The 19,765-nt window shown below is 72.6% G+C and carries 21 protein-coding genes; 7 read left to right on the top strand and 14 right to left on the bottom strand.

The window, feature by feature from the left end; translation table 11 throughout:
- Positions 1-3: 3 nt before the first annotated feature.
- Positions 4-543 carry a G/U mismatch-specific DNA glycosylase gene (mug, locus tag B9W62_RS33085; RefSeq protein ID WP_087812203.1) on the top strand — a complete coding sequence of 180 codons (540 nt, stop codon included), beginning with the start codon at positions 4-6 and terminating at the stop codon, positions 541-543.
- A 3-nt stretch (positions 544-546) separates the two neighbouring features.
- On the opposite strand, the gene B9W62_RS33080 is transcribed toward mug, so the two are convergent.
- From B9W62_RS33080 to B9W62_RS33070, 3 genes are all read right to left on the bottom strand, one after another.
- The gene (locus tag B9W62_RS33080) at positions 547-987 is read right to left on the bottom strand and encodes a hypothetical protein (RefSeq protein WP_087810592.1); all 441 of its coding nucleotides are present in this window, start codon (positions 985-987) and stop codon (positions 547-549) included.
- Positions 988-1,054: 67 nt separating this feature from the next.
- Positions 1,055-1,780, bottom strand: coding sequence for an ABC transporter permease (locus tag B9W62_RS33075; RefSeq protein ID WP_087810591.1), 726 nt, complete (start codon positions 1,778-1,780; stop codon positions 1,055-1,057).
- Positions 1,781-1,782: 2 nt separating this feature from the next.
- The gene (locus B9W62_RS33070; protein WP_087810590.1) at positions 1,783-2,703 is read right to left on the bottom strand and encodes an ATP-binding cassette domain-containing protein; all 921 of its coding nucleotides are present in this window, start codon (positions 2,701-2,703) and stop codon (positions 1,783-1,785) included.
- Positions 2,704-2,810: 107 nt separating this feature from the next.
- On the opposite strand from B9W62_RS33070, the gene B9W62_RS33065 reads away from it, so the two are divergent.
- The 3 genes from B9W62_RS33065 (at position 2,811) to B9W62_RS33055 (ending at position 5,908) form a co-directional block, all read left to right on the top strand.
- Entirely contained in the window at positions 2,811-3,977 is a 1,167-nt protein-coding gene (locus B9W62_RS33065; protein WP_087810589.1) for a sensor histidine kinase, read from the top strand.
- A gap of 14 nt (positions 3,978-3,991) precedes the next feature.
- A complete protein-coding gene (locus B9W62_RS33060; protein ID WP_087810588.1) occupies positions 3,992-4,654 on the top strand; it encodes a response regulator transcription factor in 663 nt (220 codons plus the stop codon).
- A gap of 99 nt (positions 4,655-4,753) precedes the next feature.
- A complete protein-coding gene (locus B9W62_RS33055; protein WP_087810587.1) occupies positions 4,754-5,908 on the top strand; it encodes an ROK family transcriptional regulator in 1,155 nt (384 codons plus the stop codon).
- A 13-nt stretch (positions 5,909-5,921) separates the two neighbouring features.
- Here B9W62_RS33055 and B9W62_RS33050 read toward each other — a convergent pair whose 3' ends face one another.
- Positions 5,922-6,683, bottom strand: coding sequence for a GntR family transcriptional regulator (locus tag B9W62_RS33050; RefSeq protein ID WP_087810586.1), 762 nt, complete (start codon positions 6,681-6,683; stop codon positions 5,922-5,924).
- Positions 6,684-6,866: 183 nt separating this feature from the next.
- The gene (locus tag B9W62_RS33045) at positions 6,867-7,754 is read right to left on the bottom strand and encodes an RNA polymerase sigma-70 factor (protein WP_087810585.1); all 888 of its coding nucleotides are present in this window, start codon (positions 7,752-7,754) and stop codon (positions 6,867-6,869) included.
- A 153-nt stretch (positions 7,755-7,907) separates the two neighbouring features.
- On the opposite strand from B9W62_RS33045, the gene B9W62_RS33040 reads away from it, so the two are divergent.
- Positions 7,908-8,786 (top strand): alpha/beta fold hydrolase, encoded by an 879-nt coding sequence (locus B9W62_RS33040; protein ID WP_179235791.1) that lies wholly within the window; start codon positions 7,908-7,910, stop codon positions 8,784-8,786.
- Here B9W62_RS33040 and B9W62_RS33035 read toward each other — a convergent pair.
- From B9W62_RS33035 to B9W62_RS32995, 9 genes are all read right to left on the bottom strand, one after another.
- Positions 8,738-9,607, bottom strand: a complete 870-nt coding sequence (locus B9W62_RS33035; RefSeq protein WP_087810583.1) for an alpha/beta fold hydrolase — start codon at positions 9,605-9,607, stop codon at positions 8,738-8,740. The genes B9W62_RS33040 and B9W62_RS33035 overlap by 49 nt on opposite strands.
- Positions 9,608-9,650: 43 nt before the next feature.
- Positions 9,651-10,919 carry a beta-ketoacyl-[acyl-carrier-protein] synthase family protein gene (locus B9W62_RS33030; protein ID WP_087810582.1) on the bottom strand — a complete coding sequence of 423 codons (1,269 nt, stop codon included), beginning with the start codon at positions 10,917-10,919 and terminating at the stop codon, positions 9,651-9,653.
- The gene (locus B9W62_RS33025) at positions 10,916-11,173 is read right to left on the bottom strand and encodes an acyl carrier protein (protein ID WP_087810581.1); all 258 of its coding nucleotides are present in this window, start codon (positions 11,171-11,173) and stop codon (positions 10,916-10,918) included. The genes B9W62_RS33030 and B9W62_RS33025 overlap by 4 nt, the downstream gene beginning before the upstream one ends.
- A 143-nt stretch (positions 11,174-11,316) precedes the next feature.
- Positions 11,317-12,435: a 2-oxo acid dehydrogenase subunit E2 gene (locus tag B9W62_RS33020; RefSeq protein ID WP_087810580.1), complete on the bottom strand. Its 1,119-nt coding sequence runs from the start codon at positions 12,433-12,435 to the stop codon at positions 11,317-11,319.
- A complete protein-coding gene (locus tag B9W62_RS33015; protein ID WP_087810579.1) occupies positions 12,432-13,445 on the bottom strand; it encodes an alpha-ketoacid dehydrogenase subunit beta in 1,014 nt (337 codons plus the stop codon). The genes B9W62_RS33020 and B9W62_RS33015 overlap by 4 nt, the downstream gene beginning before the upstream one ends.
- Positions 13,442-14,413: a thiamine pyrophosphate-dependent dehydrogenase E1 component subunit alpha gene (locus tag B9W62_RS33010; protein WP_087810578.1), complete on the bottom strand. Its 972-nt coding sequence runs from the start codon at positions 14,411-14,413 to the stop codon at positions 13,442-13,444. The genes B9W62_RS33015 and B9W62_RS33010 overlap by 4 nt, the downstream gene beginning before the upstream one ends.
- Positions 14,414-14,423: 10 nt before the next feature.
- Entirely contained in the window at positions 14,424-15,386 is a 963-nt protein-coding gene (locus B9W62_RS33005) for a ketoacyl-ACP synthase III (protein WP_087810577.1), read from the bottom strand.
- Positions 15,386-15,658 (bottom strand): acyl carrier protein, encoded by a 273-nt coding sequence (locus B9W62_RS33000; protein WP_003977559.1) that lies wholly within the window; start codon positions 15,656-15,658, stop codon positions 15,386-15,388. The genes B9W62_RS33005 and B9W62_RS33000 overlap by 1 nt, the downstream gene beginning before the upstream one ends.
- A gap of 76 nt (positions 15,659-15,734) precedes the next feature.
- Positions 15,735-16,853 (bottom strand): SDR family oxidoreductase, encoded by a 1,119-nt coding sequence (locus tag B9W62_RS32995; protein ID WP_087810576.1) that lies wholly within the window; start codon positions 16,851-16,853, stop codon positions 15,735-15,737.
- A gap of 446 nt (positions 16,854-17,299) precedes the next feature.
- On the opposite strand from B9W62_RS32995, the gene B9W62_RS32990 reads away from it, so the two are divergent.
- A complete protein-coding gene (locus B9W62_RS32990; RefSeq protein WP_256976665.1) occupies positions 17,300-17,881 on the top strand; it encodes a hypothetical protein in 582 nt (193 codons plus the stop codon).
- Between the two features lie 49 nt (positions 17,882-17,930).
- A complete protein-coding gene (locus B9W62_RS32985; protein WP_087810574.1) occupies positions 17,931-19,688 on the top strand; it encodes an NAD(P)/FAD-dependent oxidoreductase in 1,758 nt (585 codons plus the stop codon).
- Positions 19,689-19,765: the final 77 nt, after the last annotated feature.

Here is a 19,765-nt window from a genome sequence, read left to right as displayed (position 1 = left end):
GAGCTGGACGCCGCCCGCGACCGTCTCGTACCGGACGTCGTCGCGGACGGCCTCCGCGTGCTGTTCTGCGGCATCAACCCCGGCCTGATGACGGCGGTGACGGGCCACCACTTCGCCCGGCCCGGCAACCGCTTCTGGCCCGTCCTGCATCTGTCGGGGTTCACCCCGAGACTGCTGAAGCCGTCGGAGCAGGGTGAGTTGCCCTCGTACGGGCTGGGCATCACGAACGTCGTGGCGCGGGCCAGCGCGCGGGCGGACGAGTTGACCGCCGAGGAGTACCGGGAGGGCGGCCGGCTGCTGGCGCGGAAGGTGGCGCGGCTGCGGCCCGGTTGGCTGGCGGTGGTGGGTGTCACCGCTTACCGGGCGGCGTTCGACGAGCCGAAGGCCCGGGTGGGACCGCAGGAACGGACCTTCGGGAGCACACGCGTGTGGGTGCTGCCCAATCCCAGCGGGCTCAACGCGCACTGGACGGCGCAGACGATGGCGGAGGAGTTCGCCCGGCTGCGGGTCGCGGCGGAGCCGCGGTCGCAGGTGCAGGGCTGACGGTCACGGTGGTGGCTCCTGCGTGACCACCGCCAGCAGCCGCACCTCGTCCGTCTCGTCGCGGTCGGCGACGGCCACCGCGACCCAGCGGCCGGTGCCGGCGGCCTCCCAGACGTACGCCACGCGGGCGTCGGCGCTCAGGCCGGCCCACGGCTCGGGTATCTCCTCCCGCTCGGTCCGCAGCAGGACCGTGTGCAGGTTGTAGGGGTCCGTCTCGCCCCAGCGCGGGGCGAGTCGCTCGTAGAGGGCGTCCCGGCCCTTCTCGTACTGCTCGACCGTCGCCGCCCGCTCCCCCGGGTCCCGGCCGCCCGGGCCGCGGCTGCTCTCCAGCACCGCCGTGAAGTACCCGGGTGCCGCGGTGCCCCCGTCCGACGGGCCGTGCTCCGCCGGGAAGGGCCGGAAGCACAGCTCGTCGACGAGGGCGAGGTGCCGCGCGATGTCCATGGGTCCAGTAAACCCGCCGCCACTGACAATTGGCGGGGCGTCAGCCGGCCCTCCGCTGGGCCGGTGGTCAGGCGTCACGGCGACGCAGCCGCCAGAAGCCGGCGAGGAGGGCGACCGCGGCCCACAGCGCGGTCACCGCGAGTCCCGTCCAGGGTCCCAGGGTTCCGTCGTACGTCCGGTACAGGACGATCTGACCCGCCTTGTCCGGCAGGAAGTCGGCGACGGTGCCCGCCGCGTCCCCGATCACGAAGGAGACGACGAGGATGAACGGGATCAGGGTGGACAGGGTGGCCACCCCACTGCGGAACAGGGCGGTGAGCCCGGCCGCGAACAGGGCCATGAGCATGAGGTAGATGCCGCAGCCGACGACGCCCCGGACCTGCTCGCCGACGGTGAGCGCGTCCGCCGCCGCGCCGAGACCCGCCCGCGCGGCGAACAGGGCGGCGAATGCGGTGACCAGCCCCACCCCGAGGGCCGGTACGGCGACGACCACCAGCTTCGCCGCGAACCACCGCCCCCGCTGCGGAACCGCGGCCAGGGTGAGCCGGATCCCGTTGCCCCGGTACTCGCTGGAGACGACGACGGCTCCGAAGGCGACGGCCGCGATCTGGCCCGGCATCACCCCCGACAGGGCCATGAACAGCGGGTCGAAGTCCGGGTCGGAGGTGTCGGACGCCCCCGCCAGTGCGGAGAAGGCCGTGGTGACGGCGAACAGGGCCAGCAGGGTGCCGCACAGCGAGCGCAGCGTGAGTACCTTGAGCGCCTCGGCGCGCAGGACGGGTGTGAGGTTCATGGTCAGGCCTCCTGGGGCTGTGCGGCGAACTCGGTCTCGGTGGCGGTCAGGTCGAGGTAGGCCTGTTCCAGCGTGCCTTCGTCCGCGGCCAGTTCGAGGACGGGCACACCCGCGCCGGACATGATCCGGCCGATGTCGTCCACGCGCGCGTGGTGCACGGTCCAGTACCCGTCGTCGTGCTCCACGGCGTCGTGGCCGTGCCGGGCCAGTGCGGTTTTCAGGGCGGTCGCGTCCGAGGTCCGGACGCGCACCCGTGGCCGCACGCGCGCGTCGATGAAGTCCCGCATCGGCGTGTCGGCGAGCAGGCGGCCCCGGCCGAGGACGACCAGGTGGTCGGCGAAGGACGCGGTCTCGTTCATCAGGTGGCTGGAGACCAGGACCGTGCGCCCCTCGGCCGCCATCCGGCGCAGCAGTTCGCGGATCCAGATGATGCCCTCGGGGTCCAGCCCGTTGGACGGCTCGTCCAGCATCACCACTTCGGGATCGCCCAGCAGCGCGGCGGCGATGCCCAGCCGCTGGCGCATGCCCAGGGAGAACGTCTTGACCCGGCGGCGGGCCACGGACGCGATGCCCGTCTCCTCCATCACCCCGTCGACCCGCCGCGCGGGGACGCGGTTGCTCGCCGCCAGGACGCGCAGGTGGTTCCGGGCGGTGCGCGAGCCGTGGGCGGCGTCCGCGTCGAGCAGCGCGCCGATGTGCCGCAGCGGCTCGTGGAGCGTGGTGTAGGCGCGTCCGCCGACGGTCGCGGTCCCGGAGGTGGGCCGGTCCAGACCCAGGACGAGCCGCATGGTGGTGGACTTGCCGGCGCCGTTGGGGCCGAGGAAGCCGGTGACGCGGCCGGGGCGCACGGTGAAGGTGAGGTCGTCGACGGCTCGTCGGGTGCCGTACTCCTTGGTGAGGCTCTGGACGTCGATGCTGGTCATGGCAGCAGCGTGCCGGTCGGGGCGGGGCGTTGGCCTCCCCCGCCGGTGGAGACCGCCTCCCCCGTGCGGGGGAGCCCGGTGTCGGTGGCGGCTGACACGATGGGCGCATGGTCGGCTTGCTGCGCCCGTTCGGCCGGGCGGTGACGTACACACGATGGCTGCATCTGTTCATGGCCGTGGTGTGGCCGGCCATGTGGATCTTCGTCGACGAGCCGTGGGCCTTCGCGTCGGTGGTGCCGCTGGCGCTCGCCGGTCTGCTGCCCTGGATGCGGGTGGTCGAGGGCGTACAGGCCAGGCTGCTGCTGACCGGCCGCCGGCCGGACGAGGCGAACCCGGACATCGTCGTGGCGCCGTCCGTGACCTGGGCCGACCGCGGACGCACGGTCGTGTGGCTGGAGGCCCGTCTGCTCATCGGCTCCTGCGTCGCGATGCTCACGGTGCAGTTGCCCGTCCTCGCCGTCGATCTGGTGAACGCGGCGCGGGGCGGGCAGCAGGGGGACGGCTCGTACGTCCGCCTCGCGGGAGACCACTGGTGGTACGGCCTGCTCGCGCCGCTGCCGCTCCTGCTGCTCCCGGCGGTCGTCGTCGGTTCCGGTGAGCTGATCACCCGGCTCGCCCGCCGCCTCCTGGGACCGTCCGCCGCCGAGCGGCTCTCCGCCCTGGAGGAACGCACCGAGCAACTCCTGGAGCGCACCCGCATCGCCCGCGAGCTGCACGACTCCATCGGCCACGCGCTGACCGTCGCCGTCGTCCAGGCGGGGGCCGCCCGCGCGGCGAACAGCCCGGAGTTCACCGACCGCGCGCTGACCGCGATCGAGGAGACCGGCCGGGCCGCGCTGGAGGACCTGGAACGGGTCCTCGGCGTCCTGCGGGAGGCGGAGCGGCCGGTGAGCGCCCGGCCGACCCTCGCGGACGCCGACCGCCTCCTGGAGTCCGCCCGGGCCTCCGGCGCCAAGGTCGACGCCGAGGTCACCGGCCCGCTGGAGACCCTGCCGGGTCCGGTCTCGCGCGAGGGCTACCGCATCCTCCAGGAGGCGCTGACCAACGTGCTGCGGCACGCGGGTGCCGTGCCGACCGGGGTGCGCGTCGAGGTCGTGGACGGCGCGCTCACTCTGGAGGTGCGCAATCCGCTGCCGGACGGGAGGGCCGCGCCCGGTCGCGGCAGCGGACTGCGCGGGATACGCGAGCGGGCCGCGCTGCTGGGCGGGCGGGCGCACACGGGCCCGGACGGCGCCGGCGACTGGAAGGTGCGCGTGGAGCTGCCGCCGGGCTGATCTACGCTGGGCGGATGCCGGTCAGAGTGCTCCTCGTCGACGACGAACCCCTGGTCCGCGCCGGTCTGCGGGCGGTGCTGGAGGCGCAGCCGGACATCGAGGTGGTCGGGGAGGCGGCCGACGGGGCCGCGGTGATTCCGCTGGTGCGGCAGACGCGGCCGGACGTGGTCGCCATGGACGTCCGGATGCCGTTGCTGGACGGCATCGAGGCCACGCGCGCGTTGCTGCGGACGGTGGCGGACCCGCCGAAGATCCTCGTGGTGACGACCTTCGAGAACGACGAGTACGTGTACGAGGCGCTGCGCGCGGGCGCCGACGGGTTCCTGCTCAAGCGCGCCCGCCCGGCCGAGATCGTGCACGCGGTGCGGCTGATCGCCGAGGGCGAGTCGCTGCTGTTCCCGTCCTCGGTGCGGCAGTTGGCCGCCGCGTACGGGGACGGCGGCGGGAACCGCGCGGCCCGCGCCGCGTTGGATCGCGCCCGGCTGACCGAGCGGGAGGGCGAGGTGCTGCGGCTGATGGCGCGCGGGTTGTCGAACGCGGAGATCGCCGCCCGGCTGGTGGTCGGCACGGAGACGGTGAAGTCGCACGTGAGCGCCGTACTGGCGAAGCTGGGGGCGCGGGACCGCACCCAGGCGGTGATCACGGCGTACGAGTCGGGGTTCGTGGCACCCGGGTGAGGACGCCTCGCGGGCCGGGAAACGCAGGCCGCGACTCGCCGGGGTCCGGCGGGCCGAGTACCATCCGGCCCACACGCGCACGAGCTGGGAGGACGGACCTTGGCAGGCCTGACCGGCGGGGACCCGTCGCTGTTGCGGAGGATCAATTCCGCCGTGGTGCTGCACGCGTTGCGTGCGACGGACTCCGCGACGCTGACCGAGATCACCCGGGTGACGGGGCTGTCCCGGCCGACCGTCGAGGGCGTCGTCGAGGGGCTGATCGAGGCCGGCCTGGTCGTCGAGGCGGCCGCGGGCGAGGGCACGGCCCGGCGGCAGGGGCGGCCCGCGCGGCGGTTCCGGTTCCGGGCCGAGGCGGGACACCTGCTGGGCCTGGAGATCGGCCCGCACCGCGTCGCCGCGCTCCTGTCCGACCTGGACGGCCGGGTGATCGGCGCCCAGGCCAAGGACGTGGACGAGAACGCGCCGGCCGACGAGCGGCTGGAGCGGCTGCGCACGGCCGTGGCCGAGCTGCTGCGCCGGGCCGGTGTGGCGCGCGGCTCGCTGCGGGCGGTCGGCGCGGCCACGCCCGGCATCGTCGAGGCGGACGGCACGGTCCGCCTGGGCACGGCGCTGCCCGGGTGGACGGGGCTCGGCCTGGGTGAGCGGCTGAGCCGTTCCTTCAAGTGCCCGGTGCTGGTGGAGAACGACGCGAACGCGGCGGCGGTGGCCGAGCACTGGAAGGGGACCGCCACCGAGTGCGACGACATCGTGTTCGTGCTGGCCGGGCTGAGTCCCGGGGCGGGGGCGCTGATCGGCGGGCGGCTGCACCGGGGGTACGGCGGGGCGGCCGGGGAGATCGGCGCGCTGCACCTGCTGGGCCGGGACGTGACGCCGGAGACGCTGCTGTCCACCACGGACCAGCCGCTGCACCCGTTGGACGAGCAGGCGGTGGCCAAGGTCTTCGCCGAGGCCCGGGAGGGCGACGAGCGGGCCCGCGCGGCCGTCGAGCGCTTCATACAGCGGCTGGTGCACGATGTGGCGGCGCTCGCGCTGGCGCTCGATCCGGAGATGGTCGTCATCGGCGGCTGGGCGGCCGGGCTCGACGGTGTGCTGGAGCCGTTGCGCCGGGAGCTGGCCCGTTACTGCCTGCGCCCGCCGCGCGTGGCGCTGTCGCTGCTCGGTGAGGCCGCGGTGGCGACGGGTGCGCTGCGGCTCGCCCTCGACCATGTGGAGGAGCAGCTGTTCGCGGTCGAGGGCGCGACGGCCCGCCGCTGACCCGGTCGGGCGGTCAGGAGGCCTGGCTCTGCGGGCCGTGGTGGATCTCCACGCCGCCGGAGTCGCCGAACGTCAGGCGGCAGGTGTCCGCCCGGTAGGTGGCGACGGAGAGTGCGGCGGTGCGGCCCTCGGCGAGGTAGCGGGTGGTGACCACGAGGACGGGCGCGCCCGGGAGGCGGTCCAGCTCCTTCGCGTCGTCCGCGCCGGCCGAGCCCAGCTCGACGGCGCTGTCCTGCCGCTCCAGGTCCCCGCGCTGTAGCTCGCGCAGGACGGCACGCGCGCGTGCGGGGCCCGAGGGCGCGTCGATGGCGGTGAGGTCGGGTACCGACGAGGACGGGACGTAGAGCAGCTCCGCGGCGACGGGCTGCCCGTGGCTCACGCGGGAGCGGCGGACGGTGTGGACCGGCTCGTCGCGGTCCGTCCGCAGCGCGTCGGCCACGGCGGCGGGGGGTGCCGCGAGGTGGCAGTCGGCCGGTTGCCAGGCGTCGTCGGCCGCTCCGGGCCAGGCGTGCTCCCGGGTGCCGACGGCCACGCCGACGCGCGGCGGGGCCACGGTCGTGCCGACGCCGCGGCGGCGCTGGAGCCTGCCCTCCAGCTCCAGCTGTTCCAGGGCCTGGCGCAGCGTCGCGCGGGCGACGCCGAAGCGGGCGGCGAGGTCGCGTTCGTTGGGCAGGACCTCGCCCACCTCGAACTCCGAGTCCAGGGCCTCGCTGAGCACGGTCCTGAGGTGCCAGTACTTCGGCTCCGGCACCGATTCCAACTGCGTGGTCCCCACCCTGTCCTCCGCAATCGCCGTGATCCGGCGGCGTTTTGACGCCCTTGTTTATTAAAGGTTGTTGCAGTTCTCTGCGACCATAAAACGCGCCACCCCCTTGGTCAAGACCAATCCCGCGCACAGAACGGCCCCGGCACCCGTCGCGGGACGGGTGCCGGGGCCGCGAGCCTCCTCGGGAGCGGGCTAGGGAATGTCGGCCAGGGAGGTCAGTTTGTCCGGGTTGCGCATGATGTAGAGGGCCTGGATCCGGCCGTCGGCGACGTCCACCTGGAGGACGGAGTCGGGCTTGCCGCCGGAGCGGACCAGCAGGGCGGGGCCGCCGTTGAGCTCCAGGAAGTGGAAGGTGGCGTCGGGAACGCCCTGCTGGGCGACGGCGAACAGGAAGCGGCCCACCTTGTCCGAGCTCTCCAGGACCCGCAGCGGCGCCTTGGACCTGCCGCCGCTGTCGCCCACCAGCCGGACGTCCGGCGCGAGCGTCGCCAGCAGACCGGCCAGGTCGCCCTCGACCGCGGCGGCCAGGAAGCGCTCGGTGAGGTCGCGCCGCTGGGCCGGGTCGACGTCGTAGCGGGGGCGCCGCTCGTCGACGTGCTTGCGGGCGCGTCCGGCGAGCTGGCGCACCGCGGCCTCGCCGCGCTCCAGCATCGCGGCGATCTCCGCGTACGGGTAGCCGAAGGCCTCCCTGAGGACGAACACCGCCCGCTCCAGCGGCGACAGCGACTCCAGGACGACGAGGACGGCGAGGGACACGGAGTCGGCGAGGACGGCCCGCTCGGCGGTGTCCGGCACGGCGTCGCCGAAGTCGGTGACGTAGGGCTCGGGGAGCCACGGGCCGACGTACGTCTCGCCGCGCGACTTGACCTGGCGCAGCCGGTCGACGGCGAGGCGGGTGGTGACGCGCACCAGGTAGCCCCGGGGCTCGCGCACGGCGGAGCGGTCGGCGCCGGACCAGCGCAGCCACGCCTCCTGGACCACGTCCTCCGCGTCGGCCAGGCGGCCCAGCATGCGGTAGGCGACGCCCAGGAGGACGGGCCGGTGCTCTTCGAAGACGTCGGTCGCAGTGTCGGTGGTCACCCCACCATCCCAGCGGACGCGTCCGGTGGTGTCCAGACGGAATCGCTCGTACCCGGCACCGGGGCTACCCGTCGGTAGCAATTGCTGACAAGCTGTCTACCCGACGCCATCGCACACGCGTTCCCGGAACACCCGTTCCCGACAAGGAGCCCCATGTCCGCAACGCTCTCCTTCACGGCCCCCACCGCCCGCGGTCCGCAGGACATCACCCTCGCCTACGCGCGCGTGGGCGCCGGCGAGCCGCTGCTTCTGCTGCACGGCATCGGTCACCACCGGCAGGCCTGGGACCCGGTGGTCGACATCCTGGCCACCGAACGCGACGTGATAGCCGTGGACCTGCCGGGGTTCGGGGCGTCGCCCGCGCTGCCGCCGGGGCTGCCGCACGACCTGCCGACGACGAGCGCGGTGCTCGGCGCCTTCTGCGCGGCGCTGGGCGTCGACCGCCCCCATGTGGCGGGCAACTCGCTGGGCGGCCTGCTGGCGCTGGAGCTGGGCCGGGAGAACCTGGTGCGGTCGGTGACGGCCCTGTCCCCGGCCGGCTTCTGGACGCAGGCCGAGCGGCGCTACGCCTTCGGCGTCCTGACGGGCATGCGCCGGACGGCGCGGACCCTGCCGCTCCCGCTCGTCGAGCGGTTGTCCCGTACGGCCGCCGGGCGCACCGCGCTGACCAGCACGATCTACGCCCGTCCCGGCCGGCGCTCCCCCGAGGCCGTGGTCGCCGAGACACTGGCGCTCGCGCACGCCGAGGGGTTCGCCGAGACGCTGCGGGCCGGCCGGAGCGTGCTGTTCACCGACGACGTGCCCGGCATCCCCGTCACCGTGGCGTGGGGCAGCCGGGACCGGCTGCTCCTGCCCCGGCAGGGCGTGCGCGCCAAGCGCACCGTTCCGCGCGCCCGGCTGGTGCGGCTGCCCGGCTGCGGCCACGTCCCGATGAACGACGACCCGGCGCTGGTCGCCCGCGTGCTCCTGGACGGCAGCAGGGCTCAGTCGGCCAGGGCTCTGAGGACTTCGTTCAGCACGGTCGCGTTGTAGGGCATGCTCACGTGCGGGGTGTGGTCGTCCGGGTCGATGTCCTGAAGGACGATGTTGTTCACGTAGCGGCCCTCGGTCCTCGCGAGGGCGCACGACGTGTACGGAGTGACCACGTCGTCGTACTGGGTGGCGATGACCGTGTGGCGGACGCCCTCCGTCGTCTCGCCCAGCTCGGCCAGCTCGCGCTGGAAGGGGTGGTCGTGCTGGAGCTGCGGCCAGGCCGGCACGACCTCCCCGACGGCGCCCTGTTCGAGGAGTTCCACCGCGCCGGGAATCTGTCGGGCGAGGTTCATCAGCCCCTGGGCCGTGACGCCGTGGTTGCTGGGTGAGATGCCGACGAAGTTGTGCACCTTGGGCCCGCCGCCCAGCGCGTTGAGGTAGTAGCGCGGCATCATGCCGCCCTGCGAGAAGCCGACGAGGTCGACCTGCTGGGCGCCGGTGCGGCGCAGGATCTCCTCGACGAAGTCGGCCAGTTGCCGGGCGGAGTGCTTGATGTCGCCGAGGCCGAAGATCACGGGGTTGCCGTGCTGGCCGTAGTCGAGCCGGAAGACACGGTGGCCGTGCTGCCGCAGCAGGGGTGTCGCCGTGTTCCACGTGTAGCCGCGGTTGCCGAAGGTGCCGTGCACGAGGACCACCGGGCGCGGATGTTCCTCGCTCGGCGGGGCGTTCCAGTCGTCCTCTCCCGCCTGTACGTCGACGGTTGCGATGACCTGCGCCCCGCCGGCCTGGGCGACCGCGCCCACGCGGTGCGGCGCCTCGGTGATGTCCGTGACGACGTCGTCCGAGTTGGCGCCGGGGACACGGGGATTGAGAAAGCTCACGGTCTTCTCCCTTTCGTTGGAGAATGCCGCCGCCCGGAGATGCTCACGGTGAAGGAGCGGCCGGCTCCCGGGCCGGTTCGGTGGGGCAGCTTCTGAAGGCGAGTACGGCGTTGTGGCCGCCGAAGCCGAAGGAATGGCTCAGGGCGAGGTCGACGGGCTGCGCCCGGCTGGTGCCGGTGACGGCGTTGATCTCGGCGTCTCTTTCCTGGTTCTCGAGGTTGGCCACGGGAGGCACCCGGCCGTGGGCCACGGACAGGGCGGTGATCGCCGCTTCGACCGCCCCGGCCGCGCCGAGCAGGTGGCCGAGGGTGCCTTTGACCGAGGTCACGGAGGGCTGGTGCGGGAAGAGGCGACGGATCAGCCGGGCCTCGGCGGCGTCGTTGAGCGGTGTGCTGGTGCCGTGCGCGTTGATGTGCTGCACGTCCGCGGGGCGGGCGCCGGCGTCGTCGAGGGCCCGCCGCACGGCGAGGGCGGCGCCCTTGCCCTCGGGGTCGGGTGCCACGGGGTGGTGGGCGTCGGACGATGCTCCGTACCCCGCCAGCAGGGCGTAGCCGGGGCGGCCGCGGGCCCTGGCCGCACTCGCCGGCTCCAGGACCAGGGCCGCACCGCCCTCCGCCATGACGAAGCCGTCCCGGGCGGTGTCGAAGGGCCGGGAGGCGGCCCGCGGGTCGTCGCCGCGCCGGGACAGCGCGCCCATCCGGTCGAAGCCGGTGACCCAGAGGGGCTGCACGACCGCGTCGGAGGCGCCCGCGACGGCGATGTCGCAGGCCCCGGAGCGCAGGAGTTGCAGGGCGGTGCCGATGGCGGTGGCGCCGGAGGCGCAGGCGGTGACCGTGCACAGCGCCGGGCCCCGGGCGCGCAGGTGGATGGTGAGCTGTCCGGTGGCCATGTTGGGCAGGAACATCGGCAGCAGCAGCGGTGAGACGCGTGCCGTGCCCACTTCGAGCAGTTTGCGGTGCTGTTCCAGCATGGTGCCGGTGCCGCCGGCCGAGCTGCCGAAGACCACCGCGACGCGGTCCGCGTCCCAGTCGGCGGGGTCCAGGCCGGCGTCGGAGACCGCCTCCAGGGCGGCGTAGAGGGCGAACTGGGTGAAGCGGTCGTACTGCCAGGGGCGTGAGCCGGGGACGTGATCGCGCGGGGAGAAGTCCGGTACGAGGCAGGCGAAGTCGACCTCGAGGCCCTTGAGTTCGGGGACGTGCCGGGCGGTGGGGCGGCCCGCGCACACGCCGTCCCAGGTGGCCTCGCGACCGGTGCCGGCCGGAGTGACCAGGCCGATCCCGGTGACGGCGACGTCGGGACGGGCGCCGGTCACTGCTTGACGGCCTCGGCCATGAGGTCGGCCACGCCGGCCAGGGTGAGGTCCGGGTCGGCCTCGCCGTCCTGTACCTCGATGCCGAGTTCCTCGGTGAGTACGACGAAGAGCTCCACCACGGCCAGCGAGTCGAGGTCCAGCTGCTCGAAGGTCGCGGTGGGGACGATGGCCTCGGGGGGCACTTCGAACTTGTTGCTGAGAACCGAGGCGAGCAGGTCGTAGGCGCGGCTGTGGGGTGTGGTGTCGGTGGTCATGTCGGGGGTGTCCTTTCCGGTCCGACGGGCGGTGCCCCGGGGTGGTGGGGTTCCGGGTGGTGAGGTCCCGCGGTGGCGGGGTTCCGTGGTGGTGGGGCTCTGTGGCGGCGGCGCTCTGTGGCGGCGGGTCGGCGGGTCGGCGGTCAGCCGAGCGCGGCCGGTGCCTCCAGCTCCTCCTTGACGTCCTTGAGCAGGGCCATCGCGTCGCTGCCGTTGACCACCCGGTGGTCGTAGACCAGGCCGAGGTGGACGAACCGGTGGGTGCGCGGAGTGCCCTGCGCGTCCAGGAGCACCTGGTCGTCGACGGCGCCGATGGAGATCACGCAGGTCTGGCCGGGGAAGACGATGGGGGTGGCCAGGACGATGCCCTCGGTGGTGTGCGGGGCGACCATGATGGTGGCCCCGGCGAGTTCGGCGGCCTGGAACGTGCCCCGGTACGCCTTGCTTCGGAAGCCGGTCAGCAGGTCGGCGATCCGGTCGCCGCTCAGCTCGGCGGCGTCGTGCACCACCGGGGTGTACAGACCTCGGCCCGCGTCCATGGTGACGCCCACATGGGCCCGTTCGCTCTCGCGCACCGTGCCGTCGTCGGTGAGCGCGGCGAACATCAGGGGATGTGCCGCGTGCCGGCGCGCCACCGCCTTGATCAGCAGGACCGGCAGCGAGACGAAACTGCCGGTGCGTTCGGACAGCTGCCGGGCCAGTTCCTCCGCCCGTCCGACGTCGACCTTGGCGTAGGCGGCCGCGGCAGGCACGGTCCGCATCGACTCGGTCACCACCGCCCCCACCGTCCGCTGCTGCTTGGACAGTTGGCGCTGGGAGGAGTCGGGCGCGGGCGCGGCCCGCCGCACCAGGGCCTCGACGTCGGCCGTGCGGACGACCGTGCGCCCGAGACCGCGCAGCTCGGCCTCGGACACGCCGTGGCGGTCGGCGAGCGCACGGGCCGCGTTGGTGATGCTCGGCTGAGCGCCGGGGGGTGCGGATGCCGCCGCCGGGGTGGCGGCCGACGCCCGGTAGGACTCGCGCTCCTCGGCCGACTCGAAGAGGTAGGCGATGGTCTGCCCCGGCGTGCAGTCCTGGCCGCCGCCGACGAGGACGTGCAGGATTCCGGGGCCGGTGCTCTCGATCTCCTCACTGGCCTTGGAGGTCTCCACGACCGCCAGCGCTTCCTCGCCCTCGATGCTGCTGCCGTCGGGGACGAGCCACTCGACCAGGGTGTAGCTGGAGTCGTTCGTGTTGAGCGTGGGCAGTTCGATGCCGATCACTTGGTCGCCTCCGTGATCGCGCGGTGGATGGTGGACGGCTGGAGCAGCACGTCGTGCTCCAGGTGCGCCGCGGTCGGCACGATGCTCGGCTCGGCGCTCAGCGGCAGTACCGGGCGGGCCAGCCGGCTCCACAGCTCCTCGTGGAGTTGCTGGGCGAGCAGCTCGCCCCAGGTCCCGTCGGCCGTGGAGTCCTCCATGACACAGATGCGGTCGGCGCGGGACAGCACCGGGAGCAGCGCCCTGCTGTCGAAGGGGTAGAGCTGGGAGGGCACCAGCAGTTCGCACGTGATCTCCTCTTCGAGGAGCAGGGTGCGCAGGGCGGTGACGGCCCGTTCGGTGAGCCCGCCCGGGGCCAGGACGATCCAGTCGGGCGGCCCGCAGTCCGGCGCGAACACCCGGGCGGTCTCGCTGGGATCGGCCAGCACCTCGTAGCGGAAGAGGTCGTCCACGACCCCGTCCTGGTACATGGCGCGGGTGTAGAGCACCTTGTCCTCGAAGAGCACACCGGGCTCCTCGCGGTCGAGCATCGCGGTCAGTACGCGCCGGTTGTCGTGGAACGGGGAGACTTCCCGCAGGTGCAGCGAGGGAATGCCGAGGAAGTGCTTTTGCAGGCTCTGGCTGTGCGTCGGGCCGTACCCCCGGTTGCCGCCGGTGGGGCAGCGGACGACCATGCTCATCGGGACCCTGCGGCCGTACATGGAAACGGACTTGGCGGCGAAGTTCAGCAGCGGGTCGAAGGCCAGCGCGGCGAAGTCCGAGAACATCATCTCGACCACGGACCGGTTGCCGGCCAGGGCCAGGCCCGCGCCCACGCCGGCGATGCCGCCCTCGCTCAGCGGTGAGGACAGCACCCGGTCCGGGAAGCGGTCGGAGAGCCCCCGGGTCACCTTGAACGCCCCGCCATAGGGGTCGGCGACGTCCTCGCCGATCAGATACGTGCCGGGATGCGCGCCGAGGAGGTGGTGCAGTGCGCTGTTGAGGTTCTCGGCCACGCGCTCGCGCCTGGTCATCGGGCCTCCCATCGGGACGCCGGACGCGCGCCGACCTCTCGTACGACGGCGGCGACGGCCTCCGCCTGTGCCTGGTCGGCGGCGGCGAACCGGGCGGGATGGTCCTGTCGGTAGCGGCGGTACCAGTCGTGCCGGGCCGCTCGCTCGCGGACCTCGGCCGCGCGGGTGTCGTCCCCCTTGCTGTGCGGGCCCACGCGGTGGGTGACGCACTCGACCACGTACGGTCGGTGCCGGTCGCGGACCTGCTCGACCACGGGCGCGAGGGCGGCGCGTACGTCGGTGACGTCCACGGAGTCGATCCGCAGGTGGCCGACGCCGAAGGCCGCCGCCCGGGCCGCGACGGTGCCGGACATCTGCCGCTCGGTCGGTGTCGACTGGGCGATCCCGTTGTGCTCCACCACGACGAGCACCGGGACCTGCCACAGCTGCGCCATGTTGAGCGCCTCGTACACGGCGCCCTCGCCCCAGGTGCCGTCACCGATGTGGACCACCGCGATCCGGCCCGGCTCGGCCCGCTTCAGATGCAGGCCGACGCCCACGGCGACGGGCAGGCTCTGGCCCTGGACGCCGGTCGACAGGTAGCGGTCGCGGTAGATGTGCTGGCTGCCGCCGACGCCGTGGCAGACGGCACCGGCCCGACCCATGATCTCCGCGAGCAGACCGTGCGGGTCGTGGAAGCGGGCCAGGTAGTGGCCGTGCCCGCGGTGGTTGCTGAAGACGTAGTCGCCCTCGTCCAGCAGCGGGTAGAGCGCGACGGGGATGTACTCCTGGCCGAGGCAAGTGTGCGTGGTGCCGTGCAGCCGGCCCTGGGAGAAGAGCTCCAGAACGGCCAGTTCGAAGTGGCGGATCATCAGCAGGGTGCCGAGATCGGCGTCGGACAGCCGGGACAGGGGACGGGCCGCGACACCGGTTTCGGATGCGCCGCCGGGCCCGAGGTCGACCGCGGGGGACGCGGACGTGACGTTCATGAGGTGCTCCTTACGGAAGTTCGACCACCTGGGCGCACCAGGTCAGCCCGGCGCCGAAGCCCAGGAGCAGCGCCTTGTCGCCGGGCCGTACGGTGGCCGAGGCGAGCAGCGACTCCAGGGCCAGCGGGATGGACGCCGAGCTGGTGTTGCCGTCGGTGACGATGCTGCGGGCGATCGCCACGTGCTCGGGCGGGCGCAGTCGGCGCACCATCGCGTCGATCAGCCGCCCGTTGCACTGGTGCGGCACGAAGGCGGCGATGTCGTCCCAGGTGAGTCCGGCCGCGTCGAGTGCGTCCCGGGCCACTTGCGGCATCTGCGAACCGAACCAGCGGACCACCCGGGTGCCGTCCATGTGCATGTACGGGCGGGCGGCACCGGGTTTGGGCGGGGCGCTGGTCATCCAGGGCTCGCCGGGGCCGTGGGTGCCCCACACCGCCGGTCCGATCCCGGGGTGCTCGGCGGCGCTGACCACCGCGGCCCCGGCGGCATCGCCGAAGACCATGACGGTCCCGCAGTCGTCGGGGTCGGTGATGTCGCTCAGTCGCTCGGCGGCGACGACCAGGATCTGACGCGCCTGCTGTGCGGCGATGAGTCCGGAGGCCAGGGTCAGCCCGTAACCGAACCCGGCGCATCCGCCGTTGAGGTCGAAGCCGCCGGCCCGGCCGGCGCCGATGCGGTGGGTGAGACTGGCGGCCCGGCACGATGCCCGGCCGACGCTGCTGGCGGAGGAGAACAGGACACAGTCCAGGTCCTCGGCGAGCACGCCAGCGTGGGCCAGGGCCTTGTCCGCCGCCTGCGCGGCCATCTCGACGAAGGTGTCGTCGGGGTCGGCCTTCAGCCTGGTCCGGATTCCGGTGATCTGCTCGATGTAGCCGTCCTCGTGACCGAACCTGGTGTCGAGTTCGGCGCTGGTGAGCACGCCACCGGGGCGGTAGACGCCGATGCCGGTCAGCCGTCCCGCGCCCCGGGCCATCAGCGGGCTCCGTCCGCCGCGGCGACCGCCGCTCGGCCGTTCACGTAGTCGAGGGTCCGCCGGACGGTGCGCAGGTCGTGCACCGCCTCGTCCGGGATGGGAACGCCGTAGCGCTCCTGGATCCGCTCGGCCAGTTCGATGACGGCCATCGAGTCGAACCCCAACGACGTGAAGGGCGCGTCGGCCGGCTGCTCCGAGAGCGCCCGGGCCGCTTCGGCGCCGGCGATCTCGGCCACCATCGCCGTCAGATCTTCCAGGGTGAAAGGGGACATGCGGAAACTCCAGCTGATGAGGTGCGGGGAGGGGTGCACGGGAGGGAGGGGAGCAGAGAAGAGGACCGCGCGTGGGTCACCGGGCGGGCAGCAGGGCGTCGCGGCTCAGGAAGGCGAGCATCCTGCGGAAGTAGTCGGAGTCGAGCACGGGCGGGGCGCGGTGCGCGGACGCCGCGGTGGGGCCGGCGGTGTCCTGCCCCGGGGCCGGGATCATCTGCCGGAGGGTCTCGCCGGCCAGCCGCAGGGTGCTGCGGGGGACCTCGTCGCCCAGGTCGCGAAGCCGCTCCAGCCAGGTGTCGAACGGAACGAGCGGAAGGTCGACGCCCGCGTCGGCGAAGCCCTGGAAGTACGACCGGAAGGGCAGCGGCTCGGGATCGATCACGTGGAACACCTGTCCTCGGGCACGCCGGCTCAGGGAGAGGTCGACGATGGCGCGGCTGGTGAAGTCGACCGTGCCCACCGGCAGGAGACCGGGGTGGTCGGGGGCGCAGCCGGCGCGGATGCTCGCCGTCGTCAGGTGGACGAACCAGTCCGACTTTCCCACCAGGCCGGTGCGCGAGTCCGCCAGGATCACCCCGGGCCGGTGCACCATCGTGGGCGATCCACGGTCCGCGGCCTGCGCGACCAACTGCTCGGCGACCCATTTGGTGGCGGAGTAACCGGAGACACCGGTCCCGGCCTCCCGGGCCGCCGGGATCACCCCCATCGTCGAGATGTAATGCACGGGAATTCGGCGGGTCCGGGTCGCCAGTCTCAGGATTTCCAGGGTCCCCGACACATTGCAGCCGCGCAGGATCGGGTAACTCGCCAGAAGATTGACCCAGGCACCGCAGTGGTAAATGACGTCGATTCCGCGCGAGAGGCCCGAGAACTCCTCGTCGGGCAGGCCGAACCGCGGCTTCGCCAGGCTGCCCAGCACGACGTCGATACGGGACATGTGGTGCTCCGGCACCTCCCGGGCGCGTAACTGACCGGCGAGCCGCTCCCGGGCCTGAGCGGCCGACTCCGCTCTCACCAGGCAATGAATTCGGGCGTCGGTGGCGTCCAGCAGGTCGGCGAGCAGGAAACCGCCGAGGAATCCCGTGGCTCCCGTCAGCAGGATTCTCTGGGGTGGCCCTTCGGGAACCTCCGGCAGGGCCGACGCATCGATGTCCGCCGGAAGTCGCACATCGTCGCCGATCGGGGAACTGGCCATACCAACACCGCATTTCAGCACAGGCGAGATTCGGTCCTGCCCTCAACACTCCCCGCACCTCACGAGATTTACTACAGAAATCTCCCACCAGTGGGAGCGCAGGGCGCATCCTGCCGGCCGTCACCCGCACCCACACCATCACCACGGGTGAGTAGGGCTCATTCATTCGAACAGGCCGCGCCTCCGAATGGACGGCCGGAACGTACGCCCGGCGCGCGGTACCGGTTTCGCGCGCCGTCGGTTGCGCGCCAACGCGCTTACCCGGAAGGAGCGTTGCGCAACGGGGAGCGGGGGGCGGGAGCGGCCCGAGCGTAATGACAGATGAGACGGACACAGCCAAGAGGTGACGAGGCAAGGGGGGTTGAGCCATGGCCGCAGGGCCTGAGATGCCAGAGGTGCCCGAAACCGGTGGGAGCGCGAGGAGTTCACACTCCGACTCACCGTACGTGTTGCCCGAGGCATGGCAGCCCCTGCTCGACCGCCCGGCCCTCGCGGAGCTGCTCGGGCACCCCCTCGCGGGCGCCGCGCTGAAGGAGATGTGCCGGCTCCTGCCACCCCGCCTCGCCGTGCACTCCCTGCGGACGTTCCTGCTGGCCGACGCCTGTGCGCGGACCCACGGGACCGCCTACGACCGGGTCGGCCTGCTGGCCGCCGCGGCGTTCCACGACGCCGGGCTGGTAGGGCGCACTCCGCTCGGTCGCGGTGGATTCCCTTACCGGTCCGCCCAGTTGCTCGACCACTTCCTGGCCCGGCACCAGGTGGGCGTGGGACGGCGCACGACCCTCACCCGTGCGGTGCGGGGGCACATGCGGCCGTTCCCCGCGCGTGATGCCGGGCCCGAGGCTCGGCTGCTGCACTTCGGCGTGTGGCTGGACGTCACCGGGCGCGGCGAGCGGCAAGTGCCGGGCGACCGGCGGCGGTTGGCCGGGCTGGCACCGACCCCTTGGTTCGCCGTGTCCTTCTCCGCCCGGGTGATGGCCTGCGGGCTGCGCCGGGTGCTGCCGGGCTCCCCGGTCACCCGCCGGTGACCGGGGAGCCCGGCGACTCGCCCTTCCCGTTGCGAAAGGAACCGCAGACATGCAAGAAGACCAGCGTGTTTTCGATGTCGCCATCGTCGGAGGCGGCATCGGCGGGACGATGCTGGGGACCGTACTCGCCCGTCACGGCGTGCGCGTGCTGCTGCTCGAAGGCAGCGGCCACCCCCGGTTCGCCATCGGAGAGTCCACCGTCCCCGAGACCACGTTCGGGCTCCGGGTCCTGGCCCGCCGCTACGACGTCCCTGAGCTCGAGCACCTGGCGACCAACGCGGCACTGCGCCGCCACGTGTCGTCGAACAGCGGGGTCAAGCGGAACTTCAGCTTCGTCTACCACCGGGAAGGTGAGCCCACCCGGCCCGACGAGTGCACCCAGTACCCCACCTGGGGGCCTCCGCTCGGTCCCGACTCGCACTACTTCCGGCAGGACGTGGACGCGTACATGTTCCACGTCGCCGTGTCCTACGGCGTGACCGCGTACACCCACACCATGGTCGACGACGTGAAGTTCGAGGAGGACGGCGCGACTCTCGTCACCCGGGACCGGGGCACCTTCCGGGCCTCGTACGTGGTCGACGCCGGCGGCATGCGGGCGGTCCTGCCCGAGCGCCTCGGGCTGCGGCAGGAACCGCCCTACCGCACGAGGTCGCGCACGATCTTCACGCACATGGTGGACGTGCGCCCCTTCGACGCCGTGGCGCCCTCGCGTGAACAGCACGGCATGCCCAGCCCGTTCAGCCAGGGGACGCTCCACCACATGTTCCCGGGCGGATGGTTCTGGGTCATCCCGTTCGACAACCAGACGGCCGGCACGAACCAGTTGTGCAGTGTCGGCATCAACCTCGATCTCGACCAGCACCCCCGTCCGGAGGACGTCTCGGCGGAGGAGGAGTTCTGGCAGTACGTGCACCGGTTCCCCAGTGTGGCCCGGCAGTTCGAGAAGGCGCGGGCGGTCCGGCCGTACGTGTCCACGGACCGCACCCAGTTCGCCTCGCAGAAGGTCGTCGGCGACCGGTGGTGCCTGCTGCCGCACGCCAGTGACTTCATCGACCCGCTCTTCTCCAGCGGCCTCGCCGTCACCGTGATGGCGCTCAACGCCCTGGGCCACCGGCTGATCGACGCCGTGCGCAAGGACGACTTCGACACCGCCCGGTTCGCGTACCTGGACCACTGGACCAAGCGCATGTTCCGGTTCTACGACGACCTGGTGTCCTGTAGCTACATCGCCTTCGACGACTTCGACCTGTGGAACGCCTGGAACCGCGTGTGGACCATCACCACGCTGTACGGCACGAACGCCCAGAACCAGGTCGCCGTGACGTTCGAGAAGACGCACGACCCGGCCTGTTTCGACCTGCTGGAGCAGCCGCCGTACCGAGGTCTCCAGGGTATGGACAACCCCTGGGTGGAGCGGATGTTCGACCAGTCGCGGGACGCCGTACTCGCCTACCGTGCGGGCGAGTTGACGAAGGAGCAGGCGATCGCACGCATCTACGAGCTGCTCGGCGAGAGCGGACTGGTCCCGGCGGTGTGGGGCACCCTGGACTCAGAAGACCGGTGCCCGTCCGGGGTGTTCACCCTCTGGCCGCTGATGAAGATCCTGCTGTGGGGCAAGTACCGCTCACCGCAGCACGTCCGGGGCTCCTACTTCACCGGCGGAGCGCGGCTGGTGGGCAAGGAAGCGGTCCAGGCGTACACCACCGAGCTGCGCGCCGGCGGCTCCCAAGTGCACCAGATCGTGCGGGACATGTGGCGCAACTGGAACCGCGACTGGGCGCGGCGGCCCGCTCCTCGGAAATGAGCACGGAAAAACATTTCTGCCGACTGGTGGAGGCGTGTATTCCGGTTTGCCGCTCCAGGGCCTCGGGTAGGAAAACC

Source organism: Streptomyces sp. CS113, from assembly GCF_002188365.1.
Classification (GTDB): Bacteria; Actinomycetota; Actinomycetes; order Streptomycetales; family Streptomycetaceae; genus Streptomyces; species Streptomyces tendae.
This window is presented reverse-complemented; position numbering and strand designations above follow the sequence as displayed.

Bases quoted from the DNA above. Each gene is read 5' to 3' on its own strand.
- B9W62_RS33080 (WP_087810592.1), bottom strand. From the start codon at position 987: ATGGACATCGCGCGGCACCTCGCCCTCGTCGACGAGCTGTGCTTCCGG.
- B9W62_RS33075 (WP_087810591.1), bottom strand. From the start codon at position 1,780: ATGAACCTCACACCCGTCCTGCGCGCCGAGGCGCTCAAGGTACTCACG.
- B9W62_RS33070 (WP_087810590.1), bottom strand. From the start codon at position 2,703: ATGACCAGCATCGACGTCCAGAGCCTCACCAAGGAGTACGGCACCCGA.
- B9W62_RS33065 (WP_087810589.1), top strand. From the start codon at position 2,811: ATGGTCGGCTTGCTGCGCCCGTTCGGCCGGGCGGTGACGTACACACGA.
- B9W62_RS33060 (WP_087810588.1), top strand. From the start codon at position 3,992: ATGCCGGTCAGAGTGCTCCTCGTCGACGACGAACCCCTGGTCCGCGCC.
- B9W62_RS33040 (WP_179235791.1), top strand. From the start codon at position 7,908: ATGTCCGCAACGCTCTCCTTCACGGCCCCCACCGCCCGCGGTCCGCAG.
- B9W62_RS33025 (WP_087810581.1), bottom strand. From the start codon at position 11,173: ATGACCACCGACACCACACCCCACAGCCGCGCCTACGACCTGCTCGCC.
- B9W62_RS33015 (WP_087810579.1), bottom strand. From the start codon at position 13,445: ATGACCAGGCGCGAGCGCGTGGCCGAGAACCTCAACAGCGCACTGCAC.
- B9W62_RS33010 (WP_087810578.1), bottom strand. From the start codon at position 14,413: ATGAACGTCACGTCCGCGTCCCCCGCGGTCGACCTCGGGCCCGGCGGC.
- B9W62_RS33005 (WP_087810577.1), bottom strand. From the start codon at position 15,386: ATGGCCCGGGGCGCGGGACGGCTGACCGGCATCGGCGTCTACCGCCCC.
- B9W62_RS33000 (WP_003977559.1), bottom strand. From the start codon at position 15,658: ATGTCCCCTTTCACCCTGGAAGATCTGACGGCGATGGTGGCCGAGATC.
- B9W62_RS32995 (WP_087810576.1), bottom strand. From the start codon at position 16,853: ATGGCCAGTTCCCCGATCGGCGACGATGTGCGACTTCCGGCGGACATC.
- B9W62_RS32985 (WP_087810574.1), top strand. From the start codon at position 17,931: ATGCAAGAAGACCAGCGTGTTTTCGATGTCGCCATCGTCGGAGGCGGC.